The sequence below is a fragment of the Vibrio sp. D417a genome, assembly GCF_030248595.1.
GTDB lineage: Bacteria > Pseudomonadota > Gammaproteobacteria > Enterobacterales > Vibrionaceae > Vibrio > Vibrio alginolyticus.
In genome coordinates, this window is sequence record NZ_JAHGAM010000027.1 from 32,383 (window position 1) to 58,488 (window position 26,106).

Consider the following 26,106-nt stretch of genomic DNA (forward strand, 5'->3'; position numbering starts at 1 on the left):
AATATAAATACTCATTTAAATTCATACTAAAGGGAGCTATTGCTCCCTTTTCTTTTGGTTATTAAGTATATTAATAATTTCTAGACAGAGCAGCAGTTATACATGAAACTAATACGCTAATATCTAACTTGGATAAACATTGTGGATTTAGCAAATAAACTACACCTGCTTTTAGAAGTCTCTAAAGCTGGATCTTTTGCAAAAGCAGCAGATGGGATGAATATCGACCGCTCTGTTTTATCTAAACACATCAAGCAGTTAGAAGAGCACTTAGGCGTTAGGCTATTAAACAGAACAACTCGCTCTCTTTCATTAACACAAGTCGGCAAGCAAATAGTTGAAAAAGCAGACCAAATATCTCAACTCCTTGATGATACTCAACAAATAGCGGAGAACTTTCAGACTGAGCCTTCAGGGAAAGTACGAATTTCAAGCTCAACATTATTTGGAAAGCTCTATCTACAACCTTCGATAGAGAAGTTTTTACATAAGTACCCAAAAGCAAGTGTTGAACTAATGCTAGATGATCTTCATGTAGACGTGATTAGAAGTAATTTTGATATTGCTTTTCGAATCGGACCTATGAGGGATTCATCAATGGTAGCAAGAAAATTAGCAAAAAATACGACTGCAATCATTGCTTCTCGAAATTTAATTGAAAAACATGGTAACCCAGAAACGCCTGATGAGTTAGTTAAGCTACCTTTTATTATTTATTCAAATGGTAATTTTATTGTCGATAAACTTAAATTCTACGACAAAGCAAAATCAGATGGTTTAGATACATACCCAATATCAGGGTCATACATGGTAAATGAAGCTGAGCTAATAATTGAAAGCGTAAAGTCAGGTCTGGGCGCAGCACTTATAGGTCAATTTATGCTTCCTAACAACCTAGAGTCTTCTAATTTAGTTCAACTTTTACCAGAATATGAAACTCAAGATTTTGGTGATATTTATGCCATGTACTCACACCGTCAGCAATCACCATTGGTTAGGGCATTCATTGATATCGTTCAAGAAGAAATTGGCATACCACCAATATGGGAAAAGCATTTCAATAAAAGCTAGGTAATTCTATTTAACCAAAATTAACAGCAAATAAAACATCAAATAAAATCAATAAGTTAAACTAGAAATATTTAATGTTCATCGAAATTTAATGTTAGGTGAATTAAGTTCCATTCTAAATGGCGATTAATTCACTAAATATAAAACACTCTTGATTTATAATACTAACAAATCCATCACTTATACAAGTTACGATGTATATTAAAGAAAAACACACCTCGATCACTAGTTTGTTAGTATATAAAATATCTTATCTTATTTTTTTGGTTATTTATACGTTAGCAACGATTTATTTTAGCGTACAAATGGACAAAAGCACATCGGAGAACTCTCTTATAGAAATGACTCAAATAGCATTTGTGCTTTTTTCATCGTTAATGTGTTTGTATAAATCTAAGGAATATCTTGAACTCAAACACATATTAGTAATAATGTCTTCATTTTTTATGGTTATATTCGTTAGAGAAATGGACTACCACATAGAGCAGTATTTCCCTCACGGTTCATGGAAGTATCCTGCTTGGATTATAATAGTCTCGGTCTGTTATTTTTGTTTTAATAACATAGTTAACATAAAAAATGAGGTAAAACTTTTCATTTCTCATTCTAGCTTCACGACATTAACGATTGGCTTTTTTATTGTTTTCTTATTCTCACGCTTTGCAGGGTATGGTGATTTTTGGGTCGAGTTCATGGGGAACTCATACAATAGAGACGTGAAAAACTTGGTCGAAGAAAGCTTAGAGTTACTAGGTTACGCGATACTTTTAAACGGTGTTTTACTTATTAAAGTAGAAAATCACTAAGTATAAATAAGAGTTCAGAGCTTGTAGTTCAAGCTTTGAACTTTTTTGGCTAAAAAAAAGCAGCAAATTATATTTGCTGCAAATGATGAAAAAAACAATATGCGTAAGTTAACTTCCTAGCAATGGATGCGTTAACGAGTTAATAATAACGAACCGTAACAATTAAGTCTCGTTGAAAATAATCCATAAAGAATGGCATTTATTACACTGTTAATTATGTAACCTTATCTAATCTAGTTATCACACGCCGTCATTTTTATATCTTATCTCTTTCCGTCAATAAATAGCTCTTCACATCAGATCCCATTTATCATCCCACAACAGTCGGATTCACAACAAAGCAATAAAAATCAATAAATTAGAAGTAGCCACTTAAAAAGTAAAAAGGAGTAAAAACGAAACTATGTCAGATAGAACATATTAAAGATCACCGACTCTGAGTAGAAAACCGTTCATACTCGTTACGCATACAATCAATAAAGACTTCCATCGCCGGCGTCACACACTTCCCAGCATGATAAGCACAAAGTGGCTTGATCATCTGTGAAAATTCGGTGAACTCAAGCTCTTGTAAACTGCCCTCTTGCAACTCTTTTTCAACCGTAAAACGAGGTAAATAAGAGATACCAATATTACTCTCAACGCAATTTTTGATCGTATTAATACTGCTAAGTTCGATCATGTTGTCGATGCTAATATCACGCTCCTGAATAATGCTCTCAAACATCTGTCGAAAAAGGCACTTAGAGCCATTGCTTATAAACCCTAAATCAATATGTTGCTCTCTCTTCTTTAAATCTAGCCCTTTTAAAAGCGGTGAAGCAACCAATACCAGTGGCTCCTGCTCAAACTCGTGGACCTTGAGCGTATCGTCATTACCTACTCGATAAAACACACCTAAATCAGCTTTATCCGCTATCAACTCATCTCGAATCTGATAGCAATTTTGTGATTGCAGAGAGAGTCTGACATTGGGCGCTCTGATCCTGAACTCTTTTAAAACATTAGCCATCTTATAAGCAAGTTGAGTCTCAGCAACCAGCACTTTCAATTCACCGGTCGGCTCCGAGTTTTCTTGCTGTGCTGTTCCCTCAATATTTTCCATCACTCGCGCCAGTTCATAGACGTAAGGCAGTATCTTTTCTCCTGCTTGAGTCAAAACCATCTTACGCCCTATTTTTTCGAACAGCTGCAGAGACAGATCTTGTTCCAACTGCTTGATTTGAAAGGTGACGGTTGATTGCGTGCAATAAAGCTTCTGTGACGCTTTTAGAAACGATCCTTCTTCAACAATAGCTTTAAAAGTAAGAAAGCGTTTTAGATTCATGACTAGACTCCACAACCAACAGTTCAATAAATTAAAAGTCTAAGTTTTAATTTATTCAATTTTTTAATCAATTGTAGCGAAGTATAGTGCAGTAAAAACAGGAGAGATAGAGATGACAGCCATCTACACCGCATTTTTTACTTACGTAATCATTACTTCAATTACACCAGGGCCAAACAACATTTTATCGCTCAGCATCGCGACGCAATATGGACTAAAACGCTCAACAAAAGTGATTTCGGGGATGTTTTGTGGCTATGTTGTTTTGATGCTACTTTGTGGCGCTTTCACGTATAACATGATCAGCCTCTTGCCCGTGATTACACCTTGGCTAACATGGATTGGAGCAGCTTATATTGTTTGGTTGGCTTGGGGGCTTGCTACGAGTGAGATCAAAACTTCATCGGATAATTCTAAAGGTATCAGTTTCTTAACAGGTTTCGGTTTGCAGTTCGTTAATGTGAAAATCATTCTTTATGGAATTACCTCTATTTCTACGTTCGTACTGCCCCACACTCAGAATATCTACTGGATCTTAGCGACTAGCCTCATTCTTGCTTTGATCGCACTCCTTAGCAACGTAGTTTGGGCCGTTGCAGGAAAGCTACTTCAATCGCAATTCCAGAGATATGGCAAAGTCATAAATATGAGCTTAGCAGCAGCTCTGATCTATTGTGCGACACAGTTATTTACTTAAGTATATAGTTGATCATCAAGAACAATATTGCTCTTCAACTTAGACGACTACGTTTATGTGAAGAGCAAATTCTGCTCTACAAATAGCTGCGGTTTCTCGTGCCCTTACTCGCTCCTTCATACGGCAGTTTTTGAAGAAGTAGGTTCAACGTCACTTAATCAACCTAAAGATACGAAATCTTTTTTAGTTTTACAGACACGGCCTTGGCGACCTCGGCAATAACTAAGCATTGCTTAGTATACACAAATCAGAAAAACTAAGATAATCTTAGTCATCCAAGTCCTTCGTATGAACTTTAAGTGTTGTTTAATAACCCACTCCCAGCCCGCCTTAAGCATGCGCGTAAACAAGCGAATCTGTCCCAAAAAGCACTGGGCATCCGTATCGGCATGGATGATAGTTCTGCAAGTGCAAGGATGAATCAATACGAAAGGGAGCGCCATACTCCCGACGTAAAAACGCTCAAACTTATCGCAGATGAGCTAAACGTGCCTCTAAACTATTTTTTTTGTGAAGATGAAATCACCGCTGAACTTGCTGTGAATCTCCACAAGCTGTCAAATGATGACAAGCAAAGAGTGCTTGAGAGCACAGCCCAGCTGATTGCAGACGCAATCGCCACGAAGTCGAGTACGTAATTGGGATTAAACGCCTAAGAATACGTATCAATACCAAAGAATCAAAGAGCATAACTAAGGGTTCAACATGGCTACAACAAAAGCACTTGTGGTTTTTTCCGGTGGGCAGGACTCTACGACCTGCTTAATCGATGCATTAAATACATATGATGAAGTTCATGCTATAACGTTTGATTATGGCCAGCGTCATTCAGATGAAATAGATATCGCTATCGAATTAGGTAAGCAACTTAACATCAAAAGCCACAAAGTCCTGGATGTAAAATCAATTAATGAGTTAGCGATAAGCTCGCTGACAAGAGACAACATTCCGGTATCTAATGACTTAAGCGACGCTAACGTACCCAATACATTCGTTCCAGGGAGAAACATTCTCTTTCTTACTTACGCATGTATCCATGCTTACCAGCTTGGCATTCAAGACATCATTACGGGAGTCTGCGAAACAGACTTTAGTGGTTACCCTGACTGCCGAGACAACTTTATTCGCTCTCTAAATCTCTCTTGCAATTTAGGTATGGATAAAGCCTTCAACATTAAGACTCCTTTAATGTGGCTTACTAAAGCCGAGACCTGGGCTCTAGCTGATAAGCACAATATGTTGGAGTTTGTCCAAAACAATACTTTAACATGTTACAACGGAATCGTTGGTAAAGGCTGTGGTGAATGCCCAGCGTGCCTACTGCGACAAAGCGGCTTAGAAGAATACTTAGCGAGCAAATAGTCTTTGTTAGCGGTAATAGCGCTGGGATAAAACCTTTTGCGTTAGCTTCTAAACGCTTTATCTCAGCGTGAAACTCCAGCCAACAGAGCTTCATTTTGATGCCGCCAGATTGGTGGCATCAATTAAATGCGAAACGATTGTCGAACCAAAGATAGCACCACACCACAATAGCCAACACTTCTTAGCTTTTACAACGCTATAAATTGTTTAGATATATCGACAATGTTTCGATAGCAAAGCTACCAACGGCATTACTCGCGAAACCGGGATTAGATAGAAAAGCCACTTCGAATGATGACGAGCCTCTCGTCTAAGCAATACTCAAATATTTATGAGTTTGAACAGACAAACGCCAATTGCGGGCAATACACGTATCAATACACAATTGCGTAGCACGAGGCTTCTGGCTAATTGGTTGTAGTGCAATGATAGTCTCAGCCGCTACGTTCGCATTTGCTAAAAGGTCATCAAGGTGGTCGATGTCTTTCTGGGTGCCGACTGGATGCTTAATCTCATTTGCCCGCTCTAACGCGCTATTAAGCACTGGTAATTTACCTTTCATTGCTACTTTTGGTGACACTGTCACCCACGTATTTTCTGAAGTAATCACTTCTGATGTGCCACTGGTTTCAATTTGGCATTGGCACCCCATATCTTCAAACGCCTTTGTTAAAGGGCGCAGATCATAAATACAAGGCTCTCCACCAGTAATCACGATATGCTTAGCATTAAAGCCTTGCTGTTGATATTGCTCTACGATGTTCTCGGCAGATGCAACACACCACGTCGGAGAGTCTTCCGTTTTCACCAGAATATCGCCTATTTGACGTTGATCATTCTCATCTGCATACCACGTTTGTTTGGTATCGCACCATGAGCAACCAACCGGACACTCTTGAAGCCGAACAAAAACAGCAGGGACTCCAGTAAAAACCCCTTCCCCTTGGATGGTTTCAAACATCTCATTTAGCTTATACAACGCAGAACTCACTCAACTCATAACATTTCGAGGCGAAGACCATAATGGACACGCGTGTCTAGGTCAATTTAAACCAAAAATTAATTGTTAAAATAGACCATTTTGTAGTTTCATAGCCTAATGAATGTAGGTTTCTGGTTAACGTTAAACCAAGCCTTTTTCACTGACAGATCCCAAAAAACTTTAAGGTAAGAAATGATGTATAAACTGATCGCACTAGATATGGATGGCACGCTACTCAATAGTGATAAAGCCATTTCTGAAGAAAACAAACAAGCGATCGCAAAAGCTCGAGAAGCAGGCGTTACTGTCGTTCTCGCTTCTGGTCGCCCATTAGAAGGAATGCAAGACAAGCTCGACGAACTGAATATCCATTCCGATCGAGATTTTGTTCTTTACTACAACGGTTCGATGGTCAAGAACGTAGGCACAAACGACATCATCCACCAGCAAATCATAGATGGTAAAGCTGCAAAATTGGTGGCGCGAAAAGCCGAAGAGCTAGGTGCGTACGTCCATGCTTTTAGTCAAGTTCATGGTTTAATCACCAACGAACACAACCCTTACACCGATATTGAAGCAAAGATAAATGGCTTAAATGTCACCGAGATGAACTTCGAATCACTAGAAGACGATCATCCAATCATCAAAGCTATGATGGTTGCAGAGCCAAGCAAACTAACAGAAGTTATAGCAGCACTGCCAGCTGAAATGCGCGAAGCGTTTACGGTTGTTCAAAGCGCTCCGTTTTTCCTTGAGTTTCTTAACCCTGCGAGCAACAAAGGTATTGGTGTTGCCGCAATTGCCGAGTATCTGGGAATTAAACCGGAAGAAGTTATCTGTATGGGTGACGCAGAAAATGACCACCACATGCTGAAATACGCTGGCCTTGGTATCGCGATGGCAAATGCAATGGAAGAAACCAAGCAAATCGCTGACTACATTACGGCAAGTAATGATGAGCACGGTGTCGCTAAAGCTATAGAAAAGTTCGTGCTCAATGCATAGTCCTTTCCGCCATGTCTGTTGCGTTAAGCTTCTTACGTTTAACATCCCTAGCCGTCCAAGATAGGCAAGCGGCGTTGTTCGTGGACTAAACGTGTAAAAGCCTTGCTGTAATGCAAGGCTTTGTTTTTACTTAAATACTAATAGATAACAAATACAGCCATCAATCTAGCAACGTTTTGCTCGGTTGGTTTTCACAAGTCAGCTTCCTTGCAAGCAGCATAAATAACAACATTAATAATGGATAATGTAACGTCGACAAGACTAATGACCACAAACCGCTAAACGATACGATATTAGCCGAGTACAAATAGAGTTGATCAACAAGCAACAATGCCAGCGTCACAAAGATCATCTGCCGAGTATCTAAATGTGCTTTCGACTCTTTAAATGTCATGACCAACGCTGATGCAGTGATTAAAATTGCTAGCCAGCGACCAAACACAGGTAATGGCCAGATGACGGAGATGACCGCTGTTGCCGCAGTCATAATGAACCAGACGCCTTTTGAGCTTAGAACTTGATCAACGTTCACATCTTGATTTGTTTCCAATCGAAGAACATGCCAAGCCACCAAGCTGCCTAACAGCGCGCCAAATAACATATCTAAAATAAAGGCACTGCCGAGGAAAAACTTACCTAACACCACTGTAAGAGTGATGAACACGAAGACTGCCGTTGTTCCATTCAAACCAAAATACTGGGTTCTATGAAACAAGAACGTCAGCACACAAAACCACACAGCGATAGGCAAGCTAGGAAAACTAAAGCCAAAGCTGTGCGTTAACTCCATCATTGGTATATAGACATGTGGGCGCGGTAACGAAAAGCCTTGTTGAGCGACAAGCACCATAAGCGACGTTGCACTAATTGCAAAAAAGAGTCGGTACACAAACCGGCTACCAAAGCGCATCATGGCAAAAGGAAATAGAAAGAGTAGTACCGTCGGTTCTGTCAGGTCTATAACCAGTTTCGAGATCTGACTAGCTACCTCGTAACTCGTTTCTGACAACGCCCCTACCCAACTCTGTAAATCTATCAGCCACGCCAATTCAACCTGACGAAATGAAGGCGCGGATTCGATCAACTGAGTCACATAAGATACTGATTGCTTGGTAGCTTGATCAAAAAACTGAGTGGCTTGTGGCCATTGCTCAGGATAACGATATAAAGATGATGGTAATTCAGATGGGCTAAGCAACATCGCTGACGCAACTTCTACTCCATAATGAGGGGCAAACCAAATAGGTAGTTCATTTCCACCTAAAGAATTATTCATAGAAAAAGCGATAATGTCAGAGTCTGATATACAGTCGTAAAAAACCGCAGTGTCCGTTCTGCCAAGCTCCTCTCCAACCGTAACCACTATACCGGTTTCTTCCCACGTTTCTCGTTGAGCAGCAACTTGTGGAGACTCACCATCAATAATGGTTCCGCCAGGTAGAGAAATCTTATCCGTTAATACTTCATGAACTAGCACTAACTTGTCATCAGCGCGAACAATACAGAGCGCTCCTTTAACTTCGCTCGCAGTGGCTTTAGCCGTAGAAATCGGTGAAACAGGTAACAAAATAAAACAAAGGATGAGTAATAACAGCTGTCTCAACACAAAATATGACCTTAAATAAACATAATGATAACCAATGAATCATGGCAGTTAATCTTATCTTTTTCGACAAAAATTAAGTAACGAGTTATGCCAAACTGAGTTGATCGCGTAAAACCTGATCTCAACGCTCACTGGAGAATAATTTAATGCAAACCTGACAAAAATCAGACAAAACATAAAATGTTGATCGCAATTCTGCCAGTTATATAAAGATAACGTCAGGACAAAGTCATACACATTTTGTGGGTTCTCATAGTTGACACAATAAAAAAGGGCTTATTATTCGCAAACAATAAACCCCAGTTATGGTAACTATGTACTGATCGTTGAAACCAAGAATGAATCTTATCTCATGGTCAACGAATCAAATTCACTGGCCCGATCGTTAGTTAGACGTGCAATTCGCATCGCCGACTTTTTGCCAAACACCCCAAGGCCCTGAGTCTGCTGGATTATCACCTTGAGTCCACCACTGCGCTTGCCAAACTTTACCATTCCAAGTAACCGTATCTCCTTTGAGATACACTAAGCTGGCTTGCCATACAGTTTTACAGCTATCTGTGGGAGGCGTTGTCACCGTTTTCGCTTGAGCGGATACTAACGCTTGGTATTGTGTGCTGGTCTTATCAACGTTGAAGTTCAAAGCCACTCTTGCTTCTCCGCTCTGAGTAGCACCAAATTCAACATCAATACGACAACTTGCATTCATTGCTAACGTCGCCTGAGAGCACTGATCATTGGCAATAACAGCTGCATCAGTAACACCCGAAGCAAACGCGCGAACATTTTCCACAGTGAACGTGGTGTTCCCTGAATTCTGGATAACAAAGCTATGTTGCTGTAACTCCCCAACATTAAATGATGCCAGTGTCTGTTCGGTGGTGTATCCAACAGAAACATTCTCTTTTGGTGGTGTTGCTGTTCCGATAACACCATCGACAAAATTGCGCATAGCAGCGATATCGCTATAAACCCCATACATACCAGGACGAGCACAACCTATTCCCCAACTGACCACACCAAGTTGAGTAATTACACCACTGCGATTAATGACGATTGGACCACCACTATCTCCCTGACAAGAATCTATCCCACCTTGAGGAATACCCGCACAGAATGACACTTCTCCAACCGTTGTGTAGTTGCCACCGGCTTGACGGCAAGTCATATCCGACACAAGTGGGACGTCAACCTCTTGCAATCGAGACGGAGAGCTTCCTCCTTCAGAAGTTCGCCCTAAGCCAGCAACACTAAGCCAATCTCCGATGCTCGCGTATTGCGTTAGACTGCCATTCGCAATCTCAACTGAAGAAACACCTTGAGGCACAGAGTCGAGCTTCAATACCGCGAGGTCATGAGAAAGCGTCGCGCGGCGATATGCCGGGTGCATATGGATCTCACTGACGTTTGCACGAACACCGTCACTACCGTTATAAACAACGCCACCGATTTTAACCGCTATCTGATTCGGAGAATCACCCTCAACACAATGCGCAGCAGTCAGGACGTAACCATTCCCGATATAACTGGCCCCACAATATGATCGGTTACCATAACGACTAACAATTTGGGTGTAGAATTTCCAGTCACGTGGGTCGGCAGTTACTCCGCCTACGATCTGGGGTTGGATAGTATGATTTTGCGTCTGTGACAAATCATCAGCACTTGCGAACATTGGCAAAACGGCTAAAGCAAGTAACGATTTTGTTAGTTTCAAAATATTGTCCTCTTGTTTTTGTAAGCACGATCCTCGTGCTACTAATAAACAAGCAGACAAAAACGCCGATACCAATGTGGGTGCATATCAATTTGTTAACATTGCGAGCAACTTATAGAGAAAAGTCTATTGACGAACTGAATGATTTCAATTCGATAGAACCTAAATCACAATATTAAAGTTAAATACGATTATTCGTTCAGCGGTTTTCTTAAATAGTGGATATGATGTGCAAATCCTTGTTTTTCATACAAAGATATTGCGCCCTGGTTAAAATGCCATACTTCAACAAACATCTGTTTTGCACCGTAATCAGAGAACGTTGACTCAATTTTATTAATCAATGCCTGCGCCGTACCTTGTTTTCGATATTCAGGCAGCACATAGAGCTCATCCACACTTCCCATCATAACTGGCTGGCTGACGGTAGAAATAAGTTCACAGAAGTGACCAGAGATAAAGCCAATAATTTCATCTCCTTGTTTTGCTACGTAAACAAGGCACTCAGGGTCGTCAATATATCGAGCAATGCTTTTTTCTTGTTCTATCTCCTCTGCCGTTTTGAAAAGCTCAGGAGATTGAAGATGATGCTCATCATGAAGCTCGAACATAAGATCGTTGAGCAACTCTAGGTCGCTAAAACACGCAGGTTTAATCGCAAACGTGGTCATACAAAGGGTCACTAAAAATGGAATGGCTGTAGTTTGTGAGGAAAACGTCGTATTGGCAAGTCACAAATGCTTTCACGATACGTTTGTACTGTTTGAACAACAAAAAGGCCCCTGCACTTAATAAACGTACAGAGGCAGAACCAACCAACAGAGTTCGAGGATCAGGGGTTAGTTAGAATTGAGTTTTTCTCAGCGTCGTAGCACTCGCTCAATTTCGTTCAAGCTACTTGGGTCATCAATCGTTGACGGAACGGTGTATTTTTCACCATCAGCTATTTGACGTATAGTTCGACGCAAAATTTTACCTGAACGTGTTTTCGGTAAACGGTCTACAACCAACGCATGCTTGAAGCAAGCAACTGCACCTATCTCACTACGCACTTTGCCCACAAGCTCACCTTCAAGGTCTAGCTCATCCACTTTTACACCGTCTTTTAGTACCACAAAGCCAAGTGGAAGCTGACCTTTTAGATCATCGTGGATACCAACCACCGCACATTCTGCAATCGCTGGGTGGCCTCCTACTATTTCTTCCATTTCACCTGTCGACAATCGGTGTCCCGCGACATTAATCACGTCATCAATACGTCCCATAATAAACAGGTAACCGTCTTCATCCAGATAGCCACCATCACCTGACACGTAGTAGCCTGGGAATTGGCTAAGATAACCAGTTTCAAAACGGTCATGATTACGCCAAACCGTTGGCAGACAACTTGGTGGTAGCGGACGTTTTAATGCGACAAAGCCTTGTTGGTTAGGCCCGACAGCCTCTCCAAGTTCATTCAGAATCTCGACCTGATAACCCGGAATGGGCTTCGTCGAAGAACCAGCTTTAACTGGCATCATTTCGACACCTGTCGGGTTGCCCGCGATGGCCCAGCCCGTCTCGGTTTGCCACCAGTGGTCAATAACGGGCTTGTCCGCTTTGCTCTGAACCCACTCCAGTGTCGGAGGGTCAAGGCGTTCTCCCGCCATAAAGATGGTTTTCAGATTCGACAAGTCGTACCGTTTTAAGTGCTCGCCTTCCGGGTCCTCTTTCTTAATCGCACGAAACGCCGTTGGTGCAGAGAACAACGCATCTACTTTATATTCATCACACACTCGCCAAAATGCCCCAGGATCCGGTGTTCGAACAGGCTTGCCTTCGAATAGGATAGTAGTGCAACCGTGAATCAGTGGAGCGTAAACAATATAAGAGTGCCCTACTACCCAGCCCACATCAGATGCCGCCCAAAAGACGCCATCTTGAGGAATGTTATAGATTGCGCTCATGGAGTACTTCATCGCGACAGCATGGCCACCGTTATCACGCACAACGCCTTTCGGCTTACCTGTCGTACCCGATGTATAAAGTATGTAGAGCGGATCGGTTGCTAACACCGGAACACAACCATGTGGCAGCGCTTGTTTGTACTCTCGCTGCCAATCTAAGTCTCTTTCTTGGTTTAGCTCAGCGTCGCACTCTGGACGTTGGAAAACAAACACTTTCTCAGGCTTCCAACGGCTGTCCATAATGGCTTTGTCTACCATTGGTTTGTATGGAATGACTTTGTTGATCTCAATCCCACACGACGCCGTCATGATGACTTTCGGCTCTGCGTCTTCAATTCGTACAGCAAGCTCATTAGGTGCAAAACCACCGAATACTACGGAATGAATCGCCCCCAAACGCGCGCAGGCAAGCATCGCCATTGCGGCTTCTGGGATCATCGGCATATAAATAACGACTCGGTCGCCTTTTTCAACACCTTGAGCAGACAGCATGCCAGCAATTTTTGCTACTTGGTCACGTAGGTCGCTATAGGTGTACGTGGCTTTACGACCTGTCACTGGCGAGTCATAAATGAGTGCAGTATTATCACCGCGTCCTTGCTCGCAATGGTAATCTAATGCTAACCAGCACGTATTCATTACACCATCTGGAAACCAACGTTCTATGCCGTTTTCATCAGATTTCAAGATAGTTTTAGGAGATTCAAACCAATCGAGATTCTCCGCTTGAGCGCGCCAAAAACTCTCCGGTTCATTCTTCGCCCATAAGTATTCTTTTTCGTATGAAGACATATTGCTTCCTCCAGTATGTCCTGACATTGCTCTCGTTCTACTCAAAGATCGCTCTTTTAATACAAAGATCGTCTCTTTTAATCGAAGACATAGAAGGGTACACGCACAAATCCCTCCATCAGTATTCTCGCACTTCGGCTCATAATGGCTTTTTGCACCACCCAGCCCTGCTCAGTTTGCTTCGCTTGTGCCCCAACTTTTAACGTTCCTGACGGGTGGCCAAAAGTCACGGACTCTTTTTCACCGCCACCAGCGGCTAAATTCACTAACGTTCCGGGCACACACGCAGCAGAAGCAATAGCAACGGCTGCTGTTCCCATCATTGCATGATGAAGCTTGCCCATCGACAGCGCGCGAACGAGCACATCAATATCCGACTCATTAACGGCTTTACCACTTGAAGAAAGGTAACTTCTCGGTTTAGAAACAAATGCTATTTTCGGCGTATGTTGGCGTGTTTGAGCTTCTTCTAAATCAGAAATCAGGCCCATTTTTAACGCGCCATATGCACGGATGGATTCGAACATCGCTAATGCTGTGTCATCGTTGTTGATATCGTCTTGCAGCTCGGTGCCCTGATATCCTATCGATTCAGCATCAATAAAAATGGTTGGTATGCCCGCGTTAATAAAGGTCGCGTTGAACGTACCCACATCCGGCACCACCAAATCATCAACTAAGTTGCCCGTTGGGAACATACTCCCTTCGCCATCGGAAGGATCAACAAAATCCACTTGAATCTCTGCCGCTGGAAACGTGACACCATCGAGCTCAAACTCGCCGGTTTCTTGAACGAAACCATTGACGATTGGCACGTGAATCAAGATGGTTTTGCTGATGTTCACCTGCCAAACACGCACCGTCACAATGCCATTTTCTGGAATGCGATCTTGTGGGATCAGACCAGCATGAATGGCGAAAGGACCGACAGCGGCAGACAAGTTGCCGCAGTTACCGCTCCAATCGACGAATGGTTTGTCGATCGACACTTGACCAAATAAGTAGTCAACATCGTGATCGGCTCTGCTGCTGCGCGAAACAATCACTGTTTTACTGGTGCTTGACGTCGCGCCCCCCATACCATCAATTTGCTTCGCGTACGGATCAGGGCTGCCAATAACGCGTAACAACAGTTTGTCACGTGCGGCTCCAGCCACTTGCGCTTCTTGAGGCAAATCCTCTAGGTTGAAAAAGACACCTTTACTCGTGCCGCCACGCATGTACGTCGCGGGCACTTTTATTTGGCTTGTTTGATTCGGAGTATTATTTGACATACGCACTCCTTATTGTGCCAAGAAATCTTGCGCGAAACGCTGCAGAACACCGCCCGCGTTGTACACGTGAACTTCGTCAGCGGTATCTAAGCGACAAGTAACCGGAACATCGACTTTATCGCCGTTGCTGCGTGTGATAACCAGCGCTAAATCAGCGCCCGGCTTGATTTCTCCAACCACGTCGTAAAGTTCCGTACCATCCAGCTCTAGCGTATTGCGGTTAACGCCCGACTTAAATTGCAGTGGTAGTACGCCCATGCCAACCAAGTTAGTACGGTGAATACGCTCAAAGCCTTCAGCAACAATGGCTTCTACGCCCGCCAGTCGAACGCCTTTTGCTGCCCAGTCACGGGATGACCCCTGACCGTAATCCGCGCCAGCCACCACGATCAATGGTTGTTTACGATTCATGTAGGTTTCAATCGCTTCCCACATACGAACCACCTGCCCTTCTGGCTCTACACGCGCCAGAGATCCCTGCACGACTTCGCCGTTTTCCTTCACCATTTCATTGAACAACTTTGGGTTAGCGAAGGTCGCGCGTTGCGCCGTTAAGTGGTCACCACGGTGAGTCGCGTAAGAGTTGAAATCTTCTTCTGGCACACCCATTTTCGCTAAGTATTCACCTGCTGCGCTGCTTGCGAGAATCGCGTTGGATGGTGATAAGTGATCAGTGGTGATGTTGTCGCCCAGAATCGCCAATGGACGCATACCAGACAATGTTCTTTCTCCCGCTAGCGCACCTTCCCAGTACGGTGGTCGGCGGATATAGGTACTCATCGGACGCCAGTCGTACAGCGGGTTGGGATTTTGCTCTTGATCATTCAGCTTAAACATCTGAATGTAAACTTGCTTAAACTGCTCAGGTTTAACATGAGTACCGACAACTGCATCGATCTCTTCATCGCTTGGCCACAAATCATTGAGATAAATTGGTTTGCCGTTTTGGTCCGAGCCCAATGCATCGCGCTCGATATCAAAACGAATGGTACCCGCTAGCGCATAAGCGACAACCAATGGTGGTGAAGCCAAAAAAGCTTGTTTGGCGTACGGATGGATTCGACCATCAAAGTTACGGTTACCAGACAGAACGGCTGTCGCATATAAATCGCGATCAATGATCTCTTGCTGGATTTTTGGATCCAACGCGCCACTCATGCCGTTACAAGTGGTACATGCGTAACCAACAATGCCAAAGCCAAGCTTCTCAAGCTCAGGTAATAAGCCCGCTTCTTCCAGATACAGGCGCGCAACTTTAGAGCCCGGAGCAAAAGACGATTTCACCCAAGGCTTACGTACAAGACCAAGTTCGTTGGCTTTCTTCGCCACAAGGCCAGCAGCAACCACGTTTCTTGGGTTACTAGTATTCGTACATGAAGTAATAGCAGCGATGATCACTGCACCATCTGGCAACTCGCCTTCTTTCTCTTCCCACGCTCCAGAAATACCGCGCTGTGCCAACTCAGAAGTTGGTAAACGACGATGAGGGTTTGACGGACCAGCCAAGTTACGGCTAACTGATGATAAATCGAACTCAAGTACGCGCTCGTAAACTGCGCTATCAAGATCGTCTGCCCAAAGACCGGTTTGTTTTGCGTAATTTTCTACTAAAGCAACTTGTTCTTCATCTCGACCAGTTAGTTTCAAGTAATTGATGGTCTGCTCATCAATATAAAACATGCCAGCTGTTGCGCCGTATTCTGGTGTCATGTTTGAAATCGTTGCGCGGTCTCCGATCGTTAGATCACGTGCGCCTTCTCCGAAGAATTCAAGATATGAAGATACCACACGCTCATTACGCAGAAACTCGGTAATCGCGAGGACAATATCCGTTGCGGTAATGCCCGGTTGACGTTTACCCGTCAGTTTGACACCGACAATATCTGGTAGACGCATCATTGATGGTCGGCCAAGCATGACGGTTTCTGCTTCCAGACCACCGACACCTATCGCAATAACACCAAGAGCGTCTACGTGAGGTGTGTGACTGTCCGTACCCACACAGGTGTCTGGGTAGGCAATGCCCTGCCTTGCTTGTACCACAGGAGACATTTTTTCCAAGTTGATTTGGTGCATGATGCCATTCCCAGCTGGAATCACGCTGACGTTTTCAAACGCTGTTTTACACCACTCGATAAAGTGGAATCGGTCTTCATTACGGCGCTCTTCAATCGCGCGGTTTTTGTCGAAGGCATCAGGGTCAAAGCCCGCATGTTCAACCGCTAAAGAGTGGTCAACGATCAATTGTGTCTCAACCACTGGGTTCACTTTTGCAGGATCGCCGCCCTGATCTGAAATGGCATCGCGCAGACCCGCTAAATCGACTAGAGCGGTCTGACCAAGAATGTCATGACAAACAACGCGTGCTGGATACCAAGGAAAATCAAGATCACGTTTGCGTTCAATTAACTGTTTCAGGCTATCTGTCAATGTGTTCGGGTCACAGCGGCGGACCAGTTGCTCAGCTAGCACGCGAGAGGTATAAGGGAGTGTTTCATAGGCTCCAGGAGAAATGGCATTGACGGCTTCGCGTGCATCAAAATAATCCAGTTGAGTTCCCGGAAGCGGCTTACGATATTGAGTATTAATATTTGTGTTCATGGTTTGCTTCCATTCAGTCTTTACATCTTGCCTTCATCAAGGTTTTCCATTGCTCCAGAAACACAGTGATGAGAGGATCTCCTTCCTCTGTTAGAGAGAATGACAAAGGAAGGAGGTGGTCAACCAAAGCATATAATGCCCTCGTTGACCTTCGCGCTAGCGATTCTCGATAGGCACCCATTCTTGATGATCTGGGCCCGTATAATCGGCACTTGGGCGAATAATACGGTTATTGGCACGCTGTTCATAAACGTGTGCAGCCCAGCCCGTTAAACGACTCATCACAAAGATTGGGGTAAATAGTTTGGTTGGAATGTCCATGAAGTGGTAAGCCGATGCATGGAAGAAGTCCGCATTACAGAACAGACCTTTCTCTCGCTTCATCACTGATTCAACACGCTCAGAAACCGCATATAGATGAGTATCACCAACTTGTTTCGATAGCTCTTTGGACCATCGTTTTATTAAGGCGTTGCGAGGGTCACTTTCACGATAAATCGCGTGACCGAAGCCCATGATCTTGTCTTTATTGGCTAGCATTTTCATGATGTTCGCTTCCGCCTCGTCGGGCGTTTGCCAATCTTCAATCATTTCCATCGCCGCTTCGTTCGCACCACCGTGAAGTGGCCCACGAAGCGTACCGATTGCTGCCGTGATACAAGAATGGATGTCTGACAACGTTGATGCACAAACGCGTGCTGCGAATGTAGAAGCATTAAACTCATGTTCAGCATAAAGAATGAGCGAGCAATGCATCACTTGTTTGTGCAGCGCAGATGGCGCTTTGTCTGTAAGTAATCGTAAGAAGTAACCACCGATGCAATCTTCAGTCTGATCCTCGGTGTTGATACGCACGCCATCATGACTAAAGCGGTACCAGTAACAGATGATGGCAGGGAACAAGGCTAGCATACGTTCGGTTGCTTTCAGTTGCTCCTCGAAGCTCATTTCTTGCTCTAGGTTACCCAATACAGAACAACCCGTGCGCATTACGTCCATTGGGTGTGCGCTTGCAGGAATTAACTCTAAAGCTTGTTTTAGCTCGGCTGGCAAACCTCTAAGGCTGAGTAGGTGTGTCTTGTATGCATCGAGTTCTTGTTGATTCGGCAAGTGACCGCGTAACAGAAGGTGAGCCACTTCTTCAAACTGTGCGTTGTTCGCAAGATCAGTAATATCGTATCCACGATAAGTTAAACCAGTTCCCGTTTTTCCGACAGTACATAAAGCTGTGCTTCCTGCGCTTTGACCACGAAGGCCTGCGCCACCTAATTCTGCTTTCTTTTCTGCAGTTTGAGACATTGTTTGAACTCCTTTTCTGTCTGACTTTTCCCTCTCTGGGGTGTTTTTAGCCAAACGAATTTCACGTTATTAGATGAGATAAATTCCGATTATCTTTTTCTTGGGCTTCCGTTTATTTTTGCTTTTCCCCCGCTATTTCCCTTCAGAGAATAACTGGTCAAGTTTGTCTTCGTAGTCGTGGTAATTCAGGTGCTGATACAACTCTTTACGTGTTTGCATCGAATCAACCAGTGCTTCCTGATTACCCACTTCTAGCAAATGTTTGTAGACCGTTTCAGCAGCTTTGTTCATGGCACGGAACGCACTTAATGGATAAAGCACCATGTCCACTTTTGCTTTCGCTAGCTCATCGCAGCCATACAGCGGTGTCGCGCCAAATTCTGTAATATTCGCCAGAATAGGAACGTGCTTTCCGGTCGCTTGCTCAAGCGCATTTGAAAACTGAAGGTACTGGTCCAGCTTGTTCATCGCTTCTGGGAAGATCATGTCTGCGCCAGCTTCCACACACGCAATCGCGCGCTCGATTGCGCTGTCCATGCCTTCAACAGCTAACGCGTCAGTACGAGCCATAATCACGAAACTTTCATCATTGCGTGCATCAACCGCGGCTTTTACACGATCAACCATCTCTTGCTGGCTGACTATTGCTTTGTTCGGACGATGACCACAACGTTTCTGTGCGACTTGGTCTTCCATGTGCACCGCTGCCGCGCCCGCTTTTTCCATCGCTTTGATCGTGCGAGCAATGTTAAATGCACCGCCAAAGCCCGTGTCGATATCAACCAAAAGAGGCAAATCACATGCGTTAGTAATACGGTCAACATCAACCAAAACGTCGTTTAATGTTGTGATACCGAGATCCGGCAATCCGTATGACGCATTTGCGATACCGCCACCAGACAAGTAGATCGCTTGGTGACCCAAGTTTTTTGCCATCATGGCGCAATACGGGTTTATAGTGCCGACAATTTGTAGTGGATTATTTTGTTCAATGGCGAGTCTGAATTTCGCTCCCGGTGTTAAGCTCATGACGAATTCCTTCTAGTCTTTGTCTAAACTTTCTGTATGTATAATTTGAGATTGGATGAGCTTTCGACTTCCTGATATGTGTCTTCTCATCAACATTTCTGCAAGCTCTTCATCGCGATTGCGAATGGCTTCCAAAATGAATTTGTGTTCGGTGAGCGCCTCATTCGGGCGAGATTGCGCACGTGGCGACTGATAACGATACATCCGTAATAAGTGATAGAGTTCATCACACAGCAGAGATATTAACTTACTGTTTCTGCTCGCTTGGATGATGCGATAGTGAAAATCAAAGTCACCATGTTGATGGAAGTAAGACGCGCCTTCCATTTGGTCTATATGCTTGGAGTGTGTCGACAATAGCATTTCCAAGCTTAAGAGCTCTTCTTGCGTAATGTGTCGCGCAGCTAACCTTGCCGCCATGCCTTCCAATGCTTCTCGAACGGCATAAAGTTCTATCAGCTTTTCCGGAGAAAAAGTGGTCACTCTGGCCCCAACATGAGGAATTCGCTCGATGAGCCCTAGCCCCTCTAAGCGCATCAATGCTTCACGCAAAGGCCCACGACTGACCTGATATTTCTTTGCTAGCTCAGGCTCTGATATCTTATGGCCAGGCTTCACATCGCCATTAACAATGACTTCAATCAGTGTTTCGGTCAGCGTTTCGGATTTGGTGTGTTCTTTCTCAGAACCCAGCACTTTATAACGAGCTTTCAACTCAGAGTTCATATTCAGATACTCTTGTTACCGACATCGAAATGTCTACAATTTCTTAACCTGAATATAAAGTAGTCGATCAAAGTGTCGACAATCAAGTAAATTGTCGACAATTTAGACTAAGGTCGTAATTTAAATTGGCCTAAAATGCCTATTAAGTGCCGTTTTTAGCAGAAATAAAGAATGGGGAATTGATATTGTCGACAACTTATACACCTTTAAGCTTATGATCTAAAAACTAAAAGCTCAGCTGTCGAACAATAATCGGATAAAAAACTATTCTTTAGGTACAAATTGATCAAAGACTTGCTGCGAAGTCATCTTTTGTGAAGCGGAATTGAAGTCATAATAAGCTGGCTTTTCATCGGTAAAAATCTCTAAAGTGAGTTTGAAATCTGGGTTATCGAACAAACCAGCGGAAAGAATGTACTCACCTGTCGGCAACAAATGGTAGAAAAGGTTTGTGCCACACTCACCGCAAAACCCCCTCACTCCCCAGTCTGACGACTGATAACGTTTAGGTTCGCCACCTTTAAACGTCACGTTAGGCCCACAATGCACCGCATGAAGTGCGCCACTCGACCATTTTCGACACATAGAGCAATGGCACAGGCTAACCTCATTTTTAACCTCAGCGATGACTTCAATTGCGCCGCACAAACACGTTCCTTTCATTCTCTTTTCCTCGTTCATTTCCGTCATTTTATTATGGCCTACCAAAGCGTAAAGCCGCGTGACCTAACACCAACTTCTCGCCGTGAACTTTATGAACAAAATAACCGAAATGCTCAATATTCTCTTTATATCTCTTTTACAGACAGATATTTAACACTTAATTAACCTTTACACCAAGTTCAGCTTTAACGCTTACAAGGCATGACAACTGAGCAAAAACAATAAGGCTCAACTAAATAGAGTCGCCAACATAAGGAACGTGAACATGTTAAAGGTACTCAAACCAACGCTCGCCGCTTCAATCATCGCAGCTTCATTTTCATTCAACGCTCTTGCTGCAGATATTGAAAAAATGCACTTTCTTATCCCTGGAGGTGCCGGTGGCGGTTGGGACATGACCGCCCGAGGTACTGGTGATGTATTAATAAAGTCAGACATCGTCGAAACCGTATCATTTCAAAACCTATCTGGTGGTGGCGGTGGCAAAGCAATCGCACATTTGATTGAAACGGCTGATCGTCAAGAAGATACACTCATGGTGAACTCAACACCGATCGTCGTTCGCTCGCTCAGTGGGATCTTCCCACAATCTTTCCGCGACTTGACTCCTGTTGCCGCAACGGTTGCCGATTATGGCGCCATTGTTACATCAGCCGATTCTCCTTACAGCTCTTGGGAAGATGTCGTTAAAGCTTTTAAAGAAAACCCACGTAAGGTGAAGGTTGCTGGTGGCTCTGCTCGTGGTTCTATGGATCATTTGGTTATAGCAGCAGCTTTCAAAGGTGAAGGTTTTGATGCGCGTAAAGTTCGTTACATTGCCTATGATGCAGGTGGAAAAGCCATGGCAGCCCTACTTTCAGGCGAAACACAACTGCTCTCTACAGGGCTAGGTGAAGTACTCGAAATGTCTAAGTCTGGACAAGTGAAAGTGTTAGCGATTACAGCACCAAAACGTTTAGAAGCTGCGCCTAACATTCCAACTCTCACCGAATACGGTAATGAAACTGTCTTTGCTAACTGGCGTGGATTCTTTGCAGCACCAGGCACAAGCCAAGAAAAGCTAGATGAATGGAATGCCGCATTTACTAAAATGTATAACACCGACGAATGGCAAGTCGTTCGAGACCGCAATGGTTGGATCGACAACTATAAAGCGGATAAAGCATTCTTCGCGTTTCTTGAAGATCAAGAGCAACAGATGGGTGACTTAATGCGCGAGTTAGGCTTCCTGAAGTAACAGTCGAATTGGGGTCCCTCAGATACCAACCTCAATGAATAACGTAGGTTGGTATTTCCCCATTGTATTTGCACTCTAAGTTTCACCGCATATGGACATTGTCGACAATCGGCATGCACACTCCTTTGTTTATATACCCAAAGCGGCTCGACTAGCAGCGAAATGCTTAATTGTTAATGGTTTAGTTTATTCATTGACGTCCATATGCGGTCTTTTTTACTTTTGTTAGGAGTTGAATATGCCTCGTTCAACCAACTTTTTCACCAAAGAGTACTTGCTCTGTCGTGACCGCGTCGGCGCAATGATCTTTCTACTCTTCTGTCTTTGCTACGGTTATCAAACCTCACAAATTCCATTGTTTCCAGGTGATGAGTATGAACCATTCACCGCACGTACTCTGCCAACCATCCTGACTTACGTTGGTGTCGGCCTTTCTTTGCTATTGCTGGTGACAGGACAACCAGATAAACAAAGTGGCGCAGTGCTGACCTTCAATTGGAAGTTACTGATTGCCTTTTTAATTTTAATGGCGCTCTACGGCGTGGGCCTGACTTATCTAGGTTTTGTGATAGCTACTGGCTTCTTTTTATTGGCTGGCTTTTATCTGCTCGGGGAAAGACGTAAACCCGTTCTGTTTGGCGCGTCGTTTCCATTCGTGATCGCGTTCTACTTATTACTCACTCAAGGTTTGGACATCTATCTCGAACCGGGTTTGATTTTCACCATCTGGTAGTCAAAGAAAGGACTGAATTATGTTAGATGGAATTCTACAAGGTTTATCCACCGCAGTAATGCCAATGAACATTATGATGGTGATCGTTGGTTGCTTCGTCGGTACATTTATCGGCATGTTACCTGGACTTGGGCCGATCTCAGCCATTGCTTTGATGATCCCAATTACTTATGGCCTAGAGCCCTCCTCTGGCCTTATTTTAATGGCGGGTGTTTATTACGGTGCGGTATTTGGTGGTTCTACATCGTCGATTTTAATTAACGCGCCGGGTTGTTCTTCAACCGTGGTCACAGCATTCGACGGCTACCCAATGGCTCAAAAAGGCCAGGCAGGTAAAGCATTAGCTTTGGCAGCTTATTCGTCTTTCACTGGCGGTACGCTATCTGCCATTATGTTGCTTGTTGCCGCACCAGCATTGGCTAGCGTCTCCCTTAGCTTCCAATCGTCGGACTATTTTGCGTTGATGCTACTTGGGTTATCAGCAGTCGCGGCTTTTGCGGGGAAAGGTCAGGTAATCAAAGCGTGGATGATGACCATTCTTGGTTTGATGCTATCTACAGTTGGAATCGATAAAGGCGTAGGCGTTGAACGCTTTACCTTCGGTTTAACGGATTTAATGGATGGCTTTAGCTTCTTGTTGCTTGCAATGGCGACATTCGCACTGGGTGAGACACTGATGGGCATCCTTAAACCATCAAAAGACACCAGCGATGAAGAACAAGAAAAGCTGAGCAACATTGGCTCAATGAAAGTGACCAAGGAAGAAATCAAAGATGTTGCGCCTGTTTCAATTCGCTCTTCAATATTAGGTTTCTTCACTGGCGTTCTTCCTGGCGCAGGGGCAACCATTGCTGCTTTTTTAAGCTATGGTATGGAGCGCAACCTCGCACCTAAAGAGAAAAAGGATGAGTTCGGTAAAGGCAGTATCCGTGGTTTGGTTGCGCCAGAGTCTGCGAACAATGCAGCATCTAGTGGTTCATTTGTACCGCTATTAACGCTTGGTATTCCGGGGTCTGGTACAACAGCAATAATGCTCGGCGCTCTGATCGCTTATGGTATTCAACCTGGCCCTCGCCTGTTTGTTGAACACCCAGATGTGTTCTGGTCAGTGATCATTTCCATGTACTTCGGCAACATCGTACTTGTGATCCTGAACTTACCGTTGATTCCGTATATTTCAAAGCTTTTGGCGGTTCCAAGAACGGTGCTTCTACCGATGATTTTATTCTTCTCAATCACCGGGGTTTATTTGGTCTCTTTTAACACTATGGATGTGTTCGTGATGCTGATTGTGGCTATGGCTGCCATTGCACTTCGGCTCGCTAACTTCCCGCTCGCACCTTTATTGCTGGGCTTCATCCTTGGAGGATTAATGGAAGAGAACTTACGCCGCGCATTAATGATTTCAGATGGAGAACTGAGTTTCCTATGGGAGCGTCCTATTACCCTTACCTTTACTGTTTTAGCTGTATTGGTATTGGCAAGTCCACTAATCGTAAAGCTGATTCAAAAGTTTAAAGCACAGCCAGTCAGCGTTGAGCAGTAATCGCTGTCTCTTTCAACCTAGATAAAGCCATCCATCGTGATGGCTTTATCTTCCCCCTTCCAAATCGTTCGCTTGTTGTACAGATGGTATTGACAAATCACTGTCGTTATATGAAGGTGATTGTATGAACACACACTTAGCGCAACTTAACCAACGAATTATCATCATTCCATAGGAATGGTGGGATTTTTTGATGCGCTCAGTATTTATCGAACCCACCCATAGCGGTGGGTTTTCTGTCTCTACCGTATGGGAAAAGCTCTCTTGGAGGCGGTCACAATGCAAAAAATAGCAGTTTTTGGTAAACCCGGCAGTGGAAAATCGACGGTAAGTAAAGCAATCGCGTCTGCTACCGGTCTTCCTCTTCATCAATTAGATTCAATAGTCTATAAACCAAACGGTGATCCCGTTGAGCGTAGCGTTTTTGATGAAGCCCATAGCAATATACTAAGCTCAGATCGTTGGATTATAGATGGCCTTGGACCGATCAGCTCTTTCAACGCTCGTTTAGATGCAGCCGATACTCTCATTTATATTGATCTACCATACTCAGTAAGCTATTGGTTTGTGACGAAACGTCTCCTTAAAGGACTATTCATTAAACCTGAAGGTTGGCCTGATGGTAGTTCGGTACTGAAAGGAACGTTACAAAGCTACAAAGTTCTTCAGCAATGCCCCGCATTCTGGAATGATGACTTTATGTCTCGCCTCAAGGGGTACTCTCAAACTAAAGCCGTTCATGTCATCAAAAACGTTACAGAACTGAACAATTTTGTTTTAGAGCGGGTAAAGTAAACCTCATATCAGAACATTAGAGCATGTGGGTTAGATCATCTGAAGCTCTAACAATGAAAAAGAACATAACAAGGATTGCTTATGCTTTTAGAACTCGCACTTTTATTCGTTGCTGGCGTAATTGGTGGGATTATTAACTCCATAGCGGGAGGCGGAAGCTTTATTACTTTTCCGGCTCTATTGGCAGTTGGTGTTCCTCCTATTATGGCTAACGCAACAAACACGTATGCTTCATGTGCGGGTTACATTAGCGGAGCCGTCGGGTTCAGAGAAGAGATCATGAAGAACAAGCATGAACTGCTGTTCACAGTCTCATTCAGTTTAGTCGGCGGCGCTGTCGGAGCATATCTGTTGCTCAACACGCCAGAATCGCTATTTATGGAAGCTATCCCTTGGTTACTTTTATTTGCCACCGTGCTCTTTCTCACCGGTTCTCGTTTAACAATGCTAATCAAAACTGTCGCGAAAGAGCACAAACATGCTGGCATACTCGGAGCAATCGCGTTGGGTTTACTACTTGTTGGTGTCTCTGCTTACGGTGGTTTTTTCAACGCAGGTTTAGGGGTTATTGTTCTGAGCTATCTGGTAGTAGCTGGCCACCAAGACATTAATTTAATGAACGGTTTGAAATTGCTCGTATCTACGTGTGTTTCACTCATTGCTATCGTGATTTTTGTTGCCAATGGCTCCATTGACTGGCGCACAGGTAGTGTTGTTTTGGTCGGTACGTTGGTAGGTGGGTATCTTGCAGCTCGTGTATCTCGTCAACTGAATCCCAATCATGTTAAAGGGTTTGTTGCTCTTTCTTCTATTCTCATCACTATCTACTTTTTCATTGATGTTTATGTTTAAGCAAAACTTGTACAAGTGGATAACACTCCTAAAAAACGCT

22 protein-coding genes are annotated in these 26,106 nt (G+C 43.8%); 10 read left to right on the forward strand and 12 right to left on the reverse strand.

The genetic code is table 11. The features are described from left to right. The first annotated feature begins 141 nt into the window (after window positions 1-141). The gene (locus tag KI742_RS20060) at window positions 142-1,071 is read left to right on the forward strand and encodes a LysR family transcriptional regulator (protein WP_025768139.1); all 930 of its coding nucleotides are present in this window, start codon (window positions 142-144) and stop codon (window positions 1,069-1,071) included. 1,233 nt (window positions 1,072-2,304) lie between these two features. Here KI742_RS20060 and KI742_RS20065 read toward each other — a convergent pair. After that, window positions 2,305-3,204, reverse strand: a complete 900-nt coding sequence (locus tag KI742_RS20065; protein ID WP_213967923.1) for a LysR family transcriptional regulator — start codon at window positions 3,202-3,204, stop codon at window positions 2,305-2,307. A 112-nt stretch (window positions 3,205-3,316) separates the two neighbouring features. On the opposite strand from KI742_RS20065, the gene eamB reads away from it, so the two are divergent. The 3 genes from eamB to queC all read left to right on the forward strand — a co-directional run bounded on the left by eamB (window position 3,317) and on the right by queC (window position 5,263). Then, complete coding sequence (gene eamB, locus KI742_RS20070) at window positions 3,317-3,901, forward strand: cysteine/O-acetylserine transporter (RefSeq protein WP_005388201.1); 585 nt, start codon at window positions 3,317-3,319, stop codon at window positions 3,899-3,901. Between the two features lie 299 nt (window positions 3,902-4,200). Next, a complete protein-coding gene (locus KI742_RS20075; protein WP_005388200.1) occupies window positions 4,201-4,539 on the forward strand; it encodes a helix-turn-helix domain-containing protein in 339 nt (112 codons plus the stop codon). 67 nt (window positions 4,540-4,606) lie between these two features. Next, on the forward strand, window positions 4,607-5,263 hold the full coding sequence (gene queC / locus KI742_RS20080; RefSeq protein WP_005377298.1) for a 7-cyano-7-deazaguanine synthase QueC: 657 nt from the start codon (window positions 4,607-4,609) through the stop codon (window positions 5,261-5,263). Between the two features lie 310 nt (window positions 5,264-5,573). On the opposite strand, the gene queE is transcribed toward queC, so the two are convergent. Continuing rightward, window positions 5,574-6,224 (reverse strand): 7-carboxy-7-deazaguanine synthase QueE, encoded by a 651-nt coding sequence (gene queE, locus KI742_RS20085; RefSeq protein ID WP_005377296.1) that lies wholly within the window; start codon window positions 6,222-6,224, stop codon window positions 5,574-5,576. 216 nt (window positions 6,225-6,440) lie between these two features. Between queE and KI742_RS20090 the strand changes: the two genes are divergently transcribed. Continuing rightward, window positions 6,441-7,250, forward strand: a complete 810-nt coding sequence (locus KI742_RS20090) for a Cof-type HAD-IIB family hydrolase (RefSeq protein WP_017821691.1) — start codon at window positions 6,441-6,443, stop codon at window positions 7,248-7,250. Between the two features lie 160 nt (window positions 7,251-7,410). On the opposite strand, the gene KI742_RS20095 is transcribed toward KI742_RS20090, so the two are convergent. The 10 genes from KI742_RS20095 to KI742_RS20140 form a co-directional block, all read right to left on the reverse strand. Continuing rightward, window positions 7,411-8,856 (reverse strand): bifunctional NUDIX hydrolase/phosphatase PAP2 family protein, encoded by a 1,446-nt coding sequence (locus tag KI742_RS20095; protein WP_213906145.1) that lies wholly within the window; start codon window positions 8,854-8,856, stop codon window positions 7,411-7,413. A gap of 385 nt (window positions 8,857-9,241) precedes the next feature. After that, window positions 9,242-10,573, reverse strand: a complete 1,332-nt coding sequence (locus tag KI742_RS20100) for a trypsin-like serine protease (protein WP_256903294.1) — start codon at window positions 10,571-10,573, stop codon at window positions 9,242-9,244. 191 nt (window positions 10,574-10,764) lie between these two features. Continuing rightward, window positions 10,765-11,244 (reverse strand): GNAT family N-acetyltransferase, encoded by a 480-nt coding sequence (locus KI742_RS20105; protein WP_005377290.1) that lies wholly within the window; start codon window positions 11,242-11,244, stop codon window positions 10,765-10,767. 189 nt (window positions 11,245-11,433) lie between these two features. Next, entirely contained in the window at window positions 11,434-13,311 is a 1,878-nt protein-coding gene (locus KI742_RS20110) for a propionyl-CoA synthetase (RefSeq protein ID WP_213877664.1), read from the reverse strand. Window positions 13,312-13,388: 77 nt separating this feature from the next. Further along, window positions 13,389-14,585: a 2-methylaconitate cis-trans isomerase PrpF gene (prpF, locus tag KI742_RS20115; protein ID WP_086046780.1), complete on the reverse strand. Its 1,197-nt coding sequence runs from the start codon at window positions 14,583-14,585 to the stop codon at window positions 13,389-13,391. Window positions 14,586-14,594: 9 nt separating this feature from the next. Beyond that, a complete protein-coding gene (acnD, locus tag KI742_RS20120) occupies window positions 14,595-17,186 on the reverse strand; it encodes a Fe/S-dependent 2-methylisocitrate dehydratase AcnD (RefSeq protein WP_213871871.1) in 2,592 nt (863 codons plus the stop codon). Window positions 17,187-17,342: 156 nt separating this feature from the next. Continuing rightward, window positions 17,343-18,485, reverse strand: a complete 1,143-nt coding sequence (gene prpC, locus KI742_RS20125; RefSeq protein WP_005377283.1) for a 2-methylcitrate synthase — start codon at window positions 18,483-18,485, stop codon at window positions 17,343-17,345. 132 nt (window positions 18,486-18,617) lie between these two features. After that, window positions 18,618-19,514, reverse strand: coding sequence for a methylisocitrate lyase (prpB, locus tag KI742_RS20130; protein ID WP_005388185.1), 897 nt, complete (start codon window positions 19,512-19,514; stop codon window positions 18,618-18,620). Window positions 19,515-19,526: 12 nt separating this feature from the next. After that, window positions 19,527-20,240 (reverse strand): GntR family transcriptional regulator, encoded by a 714-nt coding sequence (locus KI742_RS20135; RefSeq protein ID WP_005377279.1) that lies wholly within the window; start codon window positions 20,238-20,240, stop codon window positions 19,527-19,529. A gap of 264 nt (window positions 20,241-20,504) precedes the next feature. Further along, window positions 20,505-20,903, reverse strand: coding sequence for a GFA family protein (locus KI742_RS20140; RefSeq protein WP_213986809.1), 399 nt, complete (start codon window positions 20,901-20,903; stop codon window positions 20,505-20,507). A gap of 265 nt (window positions 20,904-21,168) precedes the next feature. Here KI742_RS20140 and KI742_RS20145 point away from each other — a divergent pair, with 265 nt between their 5' ends. From KI742_RS20145 to KI742_RS20165, 5 genes are all read left to right on the forward strand, one after another. Beyond that, complete coding sequence (locus KI742_RS20145; protein WP_005388181.1) at window positions 21,169-22,140, forward strand: tripartite tricarboxylate transporter substrate binding protein; 972 nt, start codon at window positions 21,169-21,171, stop codon at window positions 22,138-22,140. A gap of 238 nt (window positions 22,141-22,378) precedes the next feature. Then, window positions 22,379-22,873 carry a tripartite tricarboxylate transporter TctB family protein gene (locus KI742_RS20150; RefSeq protein WP_005388179.1) on the forward strand — a complete coding sequence of 165 codons (495 nt, stop codon included), beginning with the start codon at window positions 22,379-22,381 and terminating at the stop codon, window positions 22,871-22,873. A 19-nt stretch (window positions 22,874-22,892) separates the two neighbouring features. Beyond that, window positions 22,893-24,419 carry a tripartite tricarboxylate transporter permease gene (locus tag KI742_RS20155; RefSeq protein WP_005388177.1) on the forward strand — a complete coding sequence of 509 codons (1,527 nt, stop codon included), beginning with the start codon at window positions 22,893-22,895 and terminating at the stop codon, window positions 24,417-24,419. A 279-nt stretch (window positions 24,420-24,698) separates the two neighbouring features. Then, window positions 24,699-25,214 carry an adenylate kinase gene (locus KI742_RS20160; protein ID WP_213885709.1) on the forward strand — a complete coding sequence of 172 codons (516 nt, stop codon included), beginning with the start codon at window positions 24,699-24,701 and terminating at the stop codon, window positions 25,212-25,214. A gap of 81 nt (window positions 25,215-25,295) precedes the next feature. Continuing rightward, entirely contained in the window at window positions 25,296-26,066 is a 771-nt protein-coding gene (locus KI742_RS20165) for a sulfite exporter TauE/SafE family protein (protein WP_213871873.1), read from the forward strand. Window positions 26,067-26,106: the final 40 nt, after the last annotated feature.

Bases quoted from the DNA above. Each gene is read 5' to 3' on its own strand.
- queC (WP_005377298.1), top strand. From the start codon at position 4,607: ATGGCTACAACAAAAGCACTTGTGGTTTTTTCCGGTGGGCAGGACTCT.
- eamB (WP_005388201.1), top strand. From the start codon at position 3,317: ATGACAGCCATCTACACCGCATTTTTTACTTACGTAATCATTACTTCA.
- KI742_RS20135 (WP_005377279.1), bottom strand. From the start codon at position 20,240: ATGAACTCTGAGTTGAAAGCTCGTTATAAAGTGCTGGGTTCTGAGAAA.
- KI742_RS20160 (WP_213885709.1), top strand. From the start codon at position 24,699: ATGCAAAAAATAGCAGTTTTTGGTAAACCCGGCAGTGGAAAATCGACG.
- KI742_RS20145 (WP_005388181.1), top strand. From the start codon at position 21,169: ATGTTAAAGGTACTCAAACCAACGCTCGCCGCTTCAATCATCGCAGCT.
- KI742_RS20140 (WP_213986809.1), bottom strand. From the start codon at position 20,903: ATGAAAGGAACGTGTTTGTGCGGCGCAATTGAAGTCATCGCTGAGGTT.
- KI742_RS20165 (WP_213871873.1), top strand. From the start codon at position 25,296: ATGCTTTTAGAACTCGCACTTTTATTCGTTGCTGGCGTAATTGGTGGG.
- KI742_RS20090 (WP_017821691.1), top strand. From the start codon at position 6,441: ATGTATAAACTGATCGCACTAGATATGGATGGCACGCTACTCAATAGT.
- KI742_RS20150 (WP_005388179.1), top strand. From the start codon at position 22,379: ATGCCTCGTTCAACCAACTTTTTCACCAAAGAGTACTTGCTCTGTCGT.
- prpC (WP_005377283.1), bottom strand. From the start codon at position 18,485: ATGTCTCAAACTGCAGAAAAGAAAGCAGAATTAGGTGGCGCAGGCCTT.
- KI742_RS20110 (WP_213877664.1), bottom strand. From the start codon at position 13,311: ATGTCTTCATACGAAAAAGAATACTTATGGGCGAAGAATGAACCGGAG.
- prpF (WP_086046780.1), bottom strand. From the start codon at position 14,585: ATGTCAAATAATACTCCGAATCAAACAAGCCAAATAAAAGTGCCCGCG.
- KI742_RS20065 (WP_213967923.1), bottom strand. From the start codon at position 3,204: ATGAATCTAAAACGCTTTCTTACTTTTAAAGCTATTGTTGAAGAAGGA.
- prpB (WP_005388185.1), bottom strand. From the start codon at position 19,514: ATGAGCTTAACACCGGGAGCGAAATTCAGACTCGCCATTGAACAAAAT.
- KI742_RS20155 (WP_005388177.1), top strand. From the start codon at position 22,893: ATGTTAGATGGAATTCTACAAGGTTTATCCACCGCAGTAATGCCAATG.
- acnD (WP_213871871.1), bottom strand. From the start codon at position 17,186: ATGAACACAAATATTAATACTCAATATCGTAAGCCGCTTCCGGGAACT.
- KI742_RS20105 (WP_005377290.1), bottom strand. From the start codon at position 11,244: ATGACCACGTTTGCGATTAAACCTGCGTGTTTTAGCGACCTAGAGTTG.
- queE (WP_005377296.1), bottom strand. From the start codon at position 6,224: ATGTTTGAAACCATCCAAGGGGAAGGGGTTTTTACTGGAGTCCCTGCT.